The following is a 7,923-nucleotide window of genomic DNA, read 5'->3' as shown; positions in this document are numbered from 1 at the left end:
ACCAGGGTCACATTGCTGTTCCAGGGGGAAGGGACAAGTTTCATGGCCCCCCTGTACTGATTGCCCTTCACCGCAAAGGCAGGCGCTCCTTTTCCGCCGGAAAGATACACTTTTTCTCCCGCCTTCTTGCCATTCACAAGAATCGTATTTCCACTTCTTGTAATGGAAATAGAGACGCCATTATTGTACTTCCCGATAACTTTGCCATTGGAAACAGCCTGGAGCGGCACAAGGGCGGTGATACTGAACCGGGTATTTGATAGAAGTCCCACTTCCACTTCCGGCCCGAGGGCTGAAATTTTCAATGTATTTCCGGAAGAGTTTTTATTTTTGGAGGAAGCTTTCGTTTTGGAAGTGCTTTTTGAAGTTTTCTTCTTTTCATCCCCATCCGATGATTTCTTGGGAGCGGAAGCTTTCGGGGCTGCTTTCACCGTCACTTTAACCGGCGCAGAGCCGGACTTCGTGGCGTGATTGACCACGGCCTTCCGCTGCACCGGGATACTTTCTGCGGAGACTGTCCCCATCATTCCGAAAGGAATGGCCAATGACAGAATCATGGCAGCAACATATTTTTTATTCATTCGATTACCTTCTGAAGAACAGATTAAGAATAATGGTCCCGATCACGCTGACCAGGATGGAGGAAACGATGGGGAAATAGAATTCCGTATTTCCTCTGGAAAAATGAATATCTCCCGGAAGATGGCCCAGAAAATTGAGCTTCCCTCCAAAATAGAAGAAAAGGCCTGCCAGGATGAAAAGGATGCCGATGAGGATGAGAATCTTACCTGTTTCCATCTTCATCAAACAGGCTCCTTTCCGGCGGCCGGTTTCCATTCGGATTCCAGACGGCGCCGATATGGTCATAGGCTGCCTTTGTGGCTATGCGGCCTCTGGGAGTCCTGGAAATAAATCCGATCTGCATGAGGTACGGTTCGCAGACGTCTTCGATGGTGGCCCGCTCTTCACTCACTGCGGCAGACAAAGTATCAATGCCTACGGGACCGCCGCCGAATTTATAAATGATGGATTTTAATATTTCATTATCCAGATCGTCCAGGCCGATATTGTCCACATGGAGAGCCGCCAAAGCTTCGGAAGCGATGTCTGCGGTAATCGCACTTCCCAGGACCTGGGCAAAGTCGCGGATTCTCTTTAAAAGGCGATTGGCGATACGGGGCGTACCGCGGGAGCGCCTTGCGATTTCTTCTGCCCCCGTGTCATCGATATCGATGCCAAGGATATGGGCGGCCCTCGTGATGATCAGTTTCAATTCAGAGGGCTCATAGAACTGCATGTGGTTCGTAATGAGGAAACGGTCCCGGAGAGGCGCCGAAAGGGATCCTGCCCGGGTGGTCGCTCCAATCAGGGTAAAATGAGCCAGATCGATCCGGATGGAGGAGGCGCCGGTGCCTTTCCCCATGACGATATCAAGGGCAAAATCTTCCATGGCGGAATAGAGTATTTCCTCCACGTTCCGGTTCAGCCGGTGAATTTCATCGATGAAAAGGACGTCATGATCCTGGAGAGTGGTCAGGATAGCTGCCAGTTCTCCCGGACGGCCGATGGCGGGCCCGCTGGTCTGCTTGAACTGGGCGTCCAGTTCATTGGCAATGATTTTTGCCATGGTCGTTTTCCCAAGGCCCGGAGGTCCGTAAAGGAGGACGTGATCCAGAGCTTCTTTGCGGGATTTGGCCGCAGCGATATAGACTTTCAGATTTTTTTTGAACGCTTCCTGGCCGATGTAGTCATCCAGCCGCTGGGGGCGGAGCGACGTCTGCCATTCATCCTTTGGTATTTCCTCGGTGGAAACGATACGGCCTTTGCTGCCCAGCACTTCTTCCTCGTCCCGGCCGCCAAGACTCTTGATATATTTATTATTCATAGTGACTCCTTACTCTCCCCGGGCAAATTCGCGGAGTGCCGCGGAAATCAGTTTCTGTACACTGTCACAGGAGCCGGAAAGTTTCTTCAGTACCGGCATGATTTCTCCCGTTTCATAGCCAAGGGACATGAGGGCTTTGATGGCTTCTCCCGTAATTCCATCATCAGCAGGCATTTCCGGTTCCGTATTAACCGGTTCTTCTTCGGAAACAAAGGCGCCCACTTTATCCTTCAGCTCCACCAGGAGCCGTTCGGCCGTTTTCTTGCCGATGCCGGGAAGCTTTGTCAGGGCTGTCACATTTCCTGTCTTCACGGCACCCACGAAGGCAGGCGGCGTCATGGCGGAAAGGATCCCCATGGCCACTTTGGGGCCTATTTTTGAAACGGAAAGAAGGATGAGAAATAAATCATGCTCCTCCTGTCCCAGGAATCCATAGAGCAGGATGGCGTCCTCCCGGACCGCCATGTAGGTGAGAAGTTTGGCGTCCTCCCCCGTCTGCAGCTGCTGTCTTGTCTTGTCGGAAATAAAAATCCGATAACCTATGCCTCCTGCTTCCAGAAAGCAGGAATCCTTGAAAAGGGCAGTCACCCTGCCTCGTACGTATCCAATCATTTCATTCCCTCAAATAACTGACCATGTTCCACATGATAAATGGCGGTAAGCCCGATGGCAAGCGCATCCGCCGCGTCATCGGGATCGATTTTCCTATTGATATGCATGAGCCTTTTCACCATCTCTATGACCTGCTTCTTGTCCGCCCGGCCATAGCCCGTGAGCTGCTGCTTCACCTGGAGCGGCGTCACGGGGACGATGGGAATATTCTGGCGGTACCCCGCCAGCAGGATGACTCCCCTCGCCTGGGCCACTTTGATGCCCGTGGTGATATTCGTATTGAAATAAAGGGTCTCCACCCCCATGAACTGGGGCCGGTAGGCAGCAATGAGCTCGCAGATCCCTTCGTAGACGATATTCAGCCTTTCCAGATCACTCTGGTCCTTATAAGTCTCAATGACCCCGTAATTCACCGGCGTGATGGCCGTGCCATTCTTCTCCACCACCCCGAACCCGCAGCGCCCGGTGCCCGGGTCGATTCCCAATACCCGCATCATGAACCATCCTGTAAAATAATAGACATACATAGTTATTATACCATAAAAAAGCAACCTAGCACCGGAAAATAGAAATAGCGGAGGGAGCGGTCAGTCATTAGCCGTTAGCTGTTAGCCATGAGCTAACAGCTATCAGCCATAATACATCATTCCGGCAAACACTCTTCCATCAAAAGCAGGAAATAAAAAAGTCCGCCTCCCAATGGGAGACAGACCTTCACTGAGAACTGCCAATTGCTATCTGCTCTGCTGCCTTTCCGCCAGTCCTCTCAAAAAATTATTTCAAAAGGTTAATAAGTATCATAATGGTGGTCATATTAAAGAAGTCGACCACGAAGGCTCCTATGAGGGGTATGACGAAGTAGGCCGTGGATGCGGGGCCGAACCGTTCACAGAGGGCGTTCATATTGGCCACCGCATTGGGGAGAGCGCCCATGGTGAAGCCGCAGATGCCCGAGGCCATGATGGCTGCATCATAGTCTGACCCCATAGCCTTGAAAACGATGAAGTACGCAAAACCGGCCACCAGCAGTGTCTGGATCAGAAGGGTCGCCATGAGGGGCAGGAAAAGGGACGCCTGCTGCCATAGATTCATCTGCATGAGGGCGCAGGAAAGGAAAATATTGAGGAAAAGGGTCCCCAGCACATGGATTTCATCGGGGTAAACGGTATAGAGATGGAAATATTCGCCGGTATTTCTGATGATAATGGCTGAAATCATGGCACCGATGTAAGCGGGTACGATGATGCCAAAGACTGCGAACAAATGACTCACAAAGGTGCCAAAGCCCATGGCTATCAGAAGCTGCACGAAGCCGGACATGAAATTGGGAAAGTGGATGACCGGGAGCGGTTTCTCCGGACTTTTTCCTTTCTGTGTACCCTGCCCTGCAGCGCCTTCAGGTATGGAAGGCAGAAGGTGATGGCGGAAAATGAGGTTTTCCCCGATGGGTCCGCCCAGGATGGAACCTGCGATCATGCCGAAGGTGGCCGCTTCAAATCCGATGGAAACGGCATTTTGTACTCCCAGACGTTCCAGCACGGGACCAAAGGCCCCGGCGGTTCCAAAGCTTCCCACCAGGGGAATGGACCCCGATATGAGGCCGAAAAGGGAGGGAAGTCCGAAGATTTTCGCGGAAAGGATGCCCACGAAATTCTGGAGAAGAATGAGCCCCAGCACCAGCAGGGCCATTTTGATGACCATCCGGCTTCCCTGGAAAAGGGCATTTCCCCCTTTCCTCACCATTTTCCCGCTCACCATGTAGCCCATACTGGAGAAGAAAAGGATGAGCCCCAGCTCCAGCACGTCTCCATCCAGATGGAAACGCCACACATGGGAAACACTCAGGAGGCAGTTCAGGATAGCAAAAAGCACCCCGCCCACCACGGCCGAGGGGATACAGAACTTTTCAAATACGGAAAAGTGAAGCTTCAGGAAACGGCCCGCAATATAAACCGCCCCCGCCGCAGCCAGGGTCTGGTACAAATCAAGCTGTACATTCATAGCCTCACCTCCTCATTTCTTTCTATTATAACCATAGACTGTTAAGAGCGGTACAAAAATATAAGATTCATAACTGCAGGAATTAAGAAGTCAGCAGTTCTCAGCTTTGACAGCCGATGGCTTATGGCTAATGGCTAACGGCTAACGGCTGACGGCTAACAGCTAACGGCTAATGGCTGACTATATTTCCCAAATTCCCCATGCCAATCAAAAAGCTCATTGGCCGGAGTCAATGAGCTTTTTATTTCATTTCAAAACTGATCTATTACGGCAGACCATCGGTCATGAGGTGATGGTAATGTTCCTGAATCTTCTTCGTTACGGTGCCCACTTCTCCATTGCCGATGGGTTTTCCATCGATGGAGAGGACCGGGATGATGCCGTCCACGGTATTGGTGAGGAAGACTTCTTCCGCATTGAATACGTCTTTCATGCGGACCGGATCATCGCCGTCATCGATGGAGGTGACGCCGGCCGTCGGAGCTACGCGGGTGAGGACCAGGGAACGGGTAATGCCCGGAATCATGTGTTCATTCTTGGCCGGGGTCCAGATGACGCCTGCCTTGACGATGCACACATTGGAATGGCTGGCTTCAGTGAGAAGGTCGCCCAGATGGAAAATGGCATCATAGCAGCCCTTCTTCTGCGCTTCGGCCCGGGCCATCATATTGTTCAGCTGGTTCAGGGAAAGGATATCGGAATGGTGACCGCGGTCATCTTCCATGGTGATGCATTTCACACCGCCCTGGACGGCTTCGATGGACTTAAGGTCGATGGGTTTTGCGTAAACCAGGACGTTCGGACGAAGTTTATTTCTGGCCGGAATGGTGAAATCATGCTCTCCGGCGCCGCGGGTTACGATGATCTTTACATACCCTTCTTCCACGCCTGATTCGTCAATGACGGTCTCCACGATTTCCGTGAATTCGTCCGGCGCGGTGACAGGACGAATACCGAGAAGTCTCATGGAGCGATAGAGACGGTCGGTATGATAGGACAGGGCAAAGGGATGACCGTGGAAAATGCGGATCCATTCATAAGCGCCGTCGCCAAACATGATGCCTCTGTCATCCGGGGTGATGAGGGGGCCAAAGTCATAATAGAAATTGTGATTGTAGTAAATGGTAGGTTTGTAATCTGCCATACCGTTCACCTCCGCAAAGTTCAAATGAACCGGGACCGGTGTCCCGGATTCTTAATAAACTGTCTCTCTGTATTATACCATTGTTCAGGCCTGTTTTTCTGCCCTGGCCTTTTTTATTTTTTCTATAAGAAGAGGCATAAATTCTTTGAGGTCAGCCACAATGGCATAGTCTGCAAGCTCCATGATCGGCGCCTTCGGGTCCTTGTTGACGGCAATGATGATGTCCGCATTGACAGCGCACATATGCTGCATGGCGCCGGAAATACCGAGGGCAAAGTAAACCTTCGGGGAAATACCCTTTCCGGTCTGACCGATCTGTCGGCTGTGGGGTTCCCAGCCCAGTTCGGAAATCGGACGGCTGCAGCCCACCGCTCCCCCTAAGAGGTCTGCCAGCTCATGAACCCATTTCCATTCTTCTTCACTGTGGAAACCGCGTCCCCCGGCAACAACAATTTTTGCGAGGTCCACCGGATTTTCTTCCTTTTCACCCTGAATAACATCTTTAAGAATGGTGCCAAGGTCATCGGAAGAAAGCGTGAGCGGTACATGGACCACTTCCCCTTTTCTCGTTTCATCAGCTTTCGGATACCTGAAAATCCCCGGGCGCACGGTCCCTACCTGGGGACGGAAGAGAGGGCTCACGATGTCGGCCATGATATTTCCATCCATGGCAGGACGGGACCAGATGACAAGGCGCTTTTCCTTATCCGCAGAAAGTTCAGTCACGTCGGCTGTGACTCCGCAGACAAGTTCGGCTGCCACTCTGGGAGCCAAATCACGGCCATAGGCAGTAGCGGCGAAAATCACGGTATCCGGCTTTTTATCTTTGAGGAAGCCTGCCAGCGCCTTCTGGTAAGCCTTTCCATCATAATGGTCAAGGATGGGACTGGTCATAACGTAGACCACGTCAGCTCCCAGGGAAATCAAACTTTCCGGCTGATCGGAAAGTTTACCGCCCAAAAGGATGACTTCCACTTTTTCTCCCAGCTCGTTGGCCAGCACCCTGGCTTCCCCGGTGAGTTCTCCGGTGACTCTCTGAATCTTTCCGTCTTCGAGAGCACCGATGACATATATTCCTTTATATTCAGAAAAATCCATAATGCCCTCCTTACATGAGATTCAGTTTCTTCATGGCTTCGAAAAGGCCGTCTGCTGCTTCTTCTGCCGTTTTATCTTCGATTCGGAGATTTTCCTTCTTCGGCGGTACGATGGGACGGACCTGACGCACCTGGGTGGGAGAGCCTTTCATGCCAATGCGGCCCGGATCCACATCCACGTCGGCAGAGGTGATATTGTGGATTTCCACTTCATTCTTCTTCAGAATGCCCTTAAGGCTCGGGTATCTCGGTTTGTTGAGGTCAGCCGTACAGGTAATGACGGCAGGAAGCTTCAGGTCCAGGACTTCCACATTTTCCCTGAGGGGCCGGTGAACGGTGATGAATCCTTCTTTTTCAAAGGAAATATCCGTAGCGCCGCTGACGTCGGAAATACCCAGGGTAGCCGCGATTTCCGGACCAATCTGGGCGGTATTGCTGTCAATGGATTCCTGTCCGCAGAAAATGAGATCGAAATGTCCCAGCTTTTCAATGACTTTGGCCAGGGTATAGCTGGTCGCCAGAGTATCCGCCCCGCCAAAAGCGCGGTCCGTTGCCAGATAGACTTCATCAGCGCCCATAGAAACGGCTTCTTTCAGCACAGCTCCTGCCTGAGGAGGACCCATGGTAATGACGGTTACACTTCCACCCACTTTTTCCCGGAGTGCAAAAGCTGCTTCCAGCGCATTCCTGTCCAGCGGATTCAGGATGCTGTTCGCATTATTTCTTTTCAATCTTCCAGTGACCGGGTCGACTTCCATTTTGGACGTGTCCACGACCTGTTTCACACATACCAGAAACTTCATAATAACCCCCTTTGATTAAATAACCTTCAGCTTCATCAGTTCATTATTACTTTTAGTATACCATATCACCGGTTTTAGAGCTTGATTTTTATTCATGGAAGCAGGAGTTCAACCACTTGAAGACTTGCCAGGAAAACTCCCAAAACTGCACAAAAAAAGCCGCCTGCCACAAATGCGGCAGACGGCTTTGAGCACGAAAACAAGTCCTCCTGTAAATGAAGGCAGGGAAGAATAGAGCCGGGTTCCCAGAATTCCGGGACATACTGATCAATCGGCAGCAGAAATCGTAATGAGCGTATGCTTCTCGTGAGACATAGTAAGGTGCCGGGGTGGCTGATTGGTCGGATATTTCCATGACCTTTCGGTTGAGGAGGACTTGTT

Annotated in this window: 8 protein-coding genes and 1 pseudogene; all 9 read right to left on the bottom strand. The window is 51.4% G+C overall.

Features of this window, described 5'->3' with window-relative positions; all coding sequences use genetic code 11:
- Nucleotides 1-581 (bottom strand): annotated as a pseudogene (locus VZT47_RS08485) (hypothetical protein); the annotation flags it as partial.
- A 4-nt stretch (nucleotides 582-585) separates the two neighbouring features.
- Complete coding sequence (locus VZT47_RS08480; RefSeq protein WP_330224536.1) at nucleotides 586-804, bottom strand: DUF2905 domain-containing protein; 219 nt, start codon at nucleotides 802-804, stop codon at nucleotides 586-588.
- On the bottom strand, nucleotides 785-1,885 hold the full coding sequence (gene ruvB / locus VZT47_RS08475; RefSeq protein ID WP_330224535.1) for a Holliday junction branch migration DNA helicase RuvB: 1,101 nt from the start codon (nucleotides 1,883-1,885) through the stop codon (nucleotides 785-787). The genes VZT47_RS08480 and ruvB overlap by 20 nt, the downstream gene beginning before the upstream one ends.
- Before the next feature lie 9 nt (nucleotides 1,886-1,894).
- Nucleotides 1,895-2,497, bottom strand: a complete 603-nt coding sequence (gene ruvA / locus VZT47_RS08470; protein ID WP_330224534.1) for a Holliday junction branch migration protein RuvA — start codon at nucleotides 2,495-2,497, stop codon at nucleotides 1,895-1,897.
- A complete protein-coding gene (gene ruvC, locus VZT47_RS08465; protein ID WP_296954845.1) occupies nucleotides 2,494-2,991 on the bottom strand; it encodes a crossover junction endodeoxyribonuclease RuvC in 498 nt (165 codons plus the stop codon). The genes ruvA and ruvC overlap by 4 nt, the downstream gene beginning before the upstream one ends.
- A 280-nt stretch (nucleotides 2,992-3,271) precedes the next feature.
- Nucleotides 3,272-4,498 carry a sodium/glutamate symporter gene (locus VZT47_RS08460; RefSeq protein WP_330224533.1) on the bottom strand — a complete coding sequence of 409 codons (1,227 nt, stop codon included), beginning with the start codon at nucleotides 4,496-4,498 and terminating at the stop codon, nucleotides 3,272-3,274.
- A gap of 265 nt (nucleotides 4,499-4,763) precedes the next feature.
- A complete protein-coding gene (locus VZT47_RS08455) occupies nucleotides 4,764-5,642 on the bottom strand; it encodes an aminotransferase class IV (RefSeq protein ID WP_330224532.1) in 879 nt (292 codons plus the stop codon).
- A gap of 84 nt (nucleotides 5,643-5,726) precedes the next feature.
- On the bottom strand, nucleotides 5,727-6,740 hold the full coding sequence (locus VZT47_RS08450) for an electron transfer flavoprotein subunit alpha/FixB family protein (RefSeq protein WP_330224531.1): 1,014 nt from the start codon (nucleotides 6,738-6,740) through the stop codon (nucleotides 5,727-5,729).
- Between the two features lie 10 nt (nucleotides 6,741-6,750).
- A complete protein-coding gene (locus tag VZT47_RS08445; protein WP_330224530.1) occupies nucleotides 6,751-7,542 on the bottom strand; it encodes an electron transfer flavoprotein subunit beta/FixA family protein in 792 nt (263 codons plus the stop codon).
- Between the last annotated feature and the right edge of the window lie 381 nt (nucleotides 7,543-7,923).

The organism is Dialister sp. (assembly GCF_036343215.1).
In the GTDB taxonomy this organism is placed as follows: Bacteria; Bacillota; Negativicutes; order Veillonellales; family Dialisteraceae; genus Dialister.
The sequence above is the reverse complement of the archived record's forward strand: the minus strand, read 5'-3'. Positions and strand labels throughout refer to the sequence as shown.

What these genes read in the sequence shown, in the direction of transcription:
- VZT47_RS08480 (WP_330224536.1), bottom strand. Translation starts at nt 804, where the DNA reads ATGAAGATGGAAACAGGTAAGATTCTCATCCTCATCGGCATCCTTTTC.
- ruvB (WP_330224535.1), bottom strand. Translation starts at nt 1,885, where the DNA reads ATGAATAATAAATATATCAAGAGTCTTGGCGGCCGGGACGAGGAAGAA.
- ruvA (WP_330224534.1), bottom strand. Translation starts at nt 2,497, where the DNA reads ATGATTGGATACGTACGAGGCAGGGTGACTGCCCTTTTCAAGGATTCC.
- ruvC (WP_296954845.1), bottom strand. Translation starts at nt 2,991, where the DNA reads ATGCGGGTATTGGGAATCGACCCGGGCACCGGGCGCTGCGGGTTCGGG.
- VZT47_RS08460 (WP_330224533.1), bottom strand. Translation starts at nt 4,498, where the DNA reads ATGAATGTACAGCTTGATTTGTACCAGACCCTGGCTGCGGCGGGGGCG.
- VZT47_RS08455 (WP_330224532.1), bottom strand. Translation starts at nt 5,642, where the DNA reads ATGGCAGATTACAAACCTACCATTTACTACAATCACAATTTCTATTAT.
- VZT47_RS08450 (WP_330224531.1), bottom strand. Translation starts at nt 6,740, where the DNA reads ATGGATTTTTCTGAATATAAAGGAATATATGTCATCGGTGCTCTCGAA.
- VZT47_RS08445 (WP_330224530.1), bottom strand. Translation starts at nt 7,542, where the DNA reads ATGAAGTTTCTGGTATGTGTGAAACAGGTCGTGGACACGTCCAAAATG.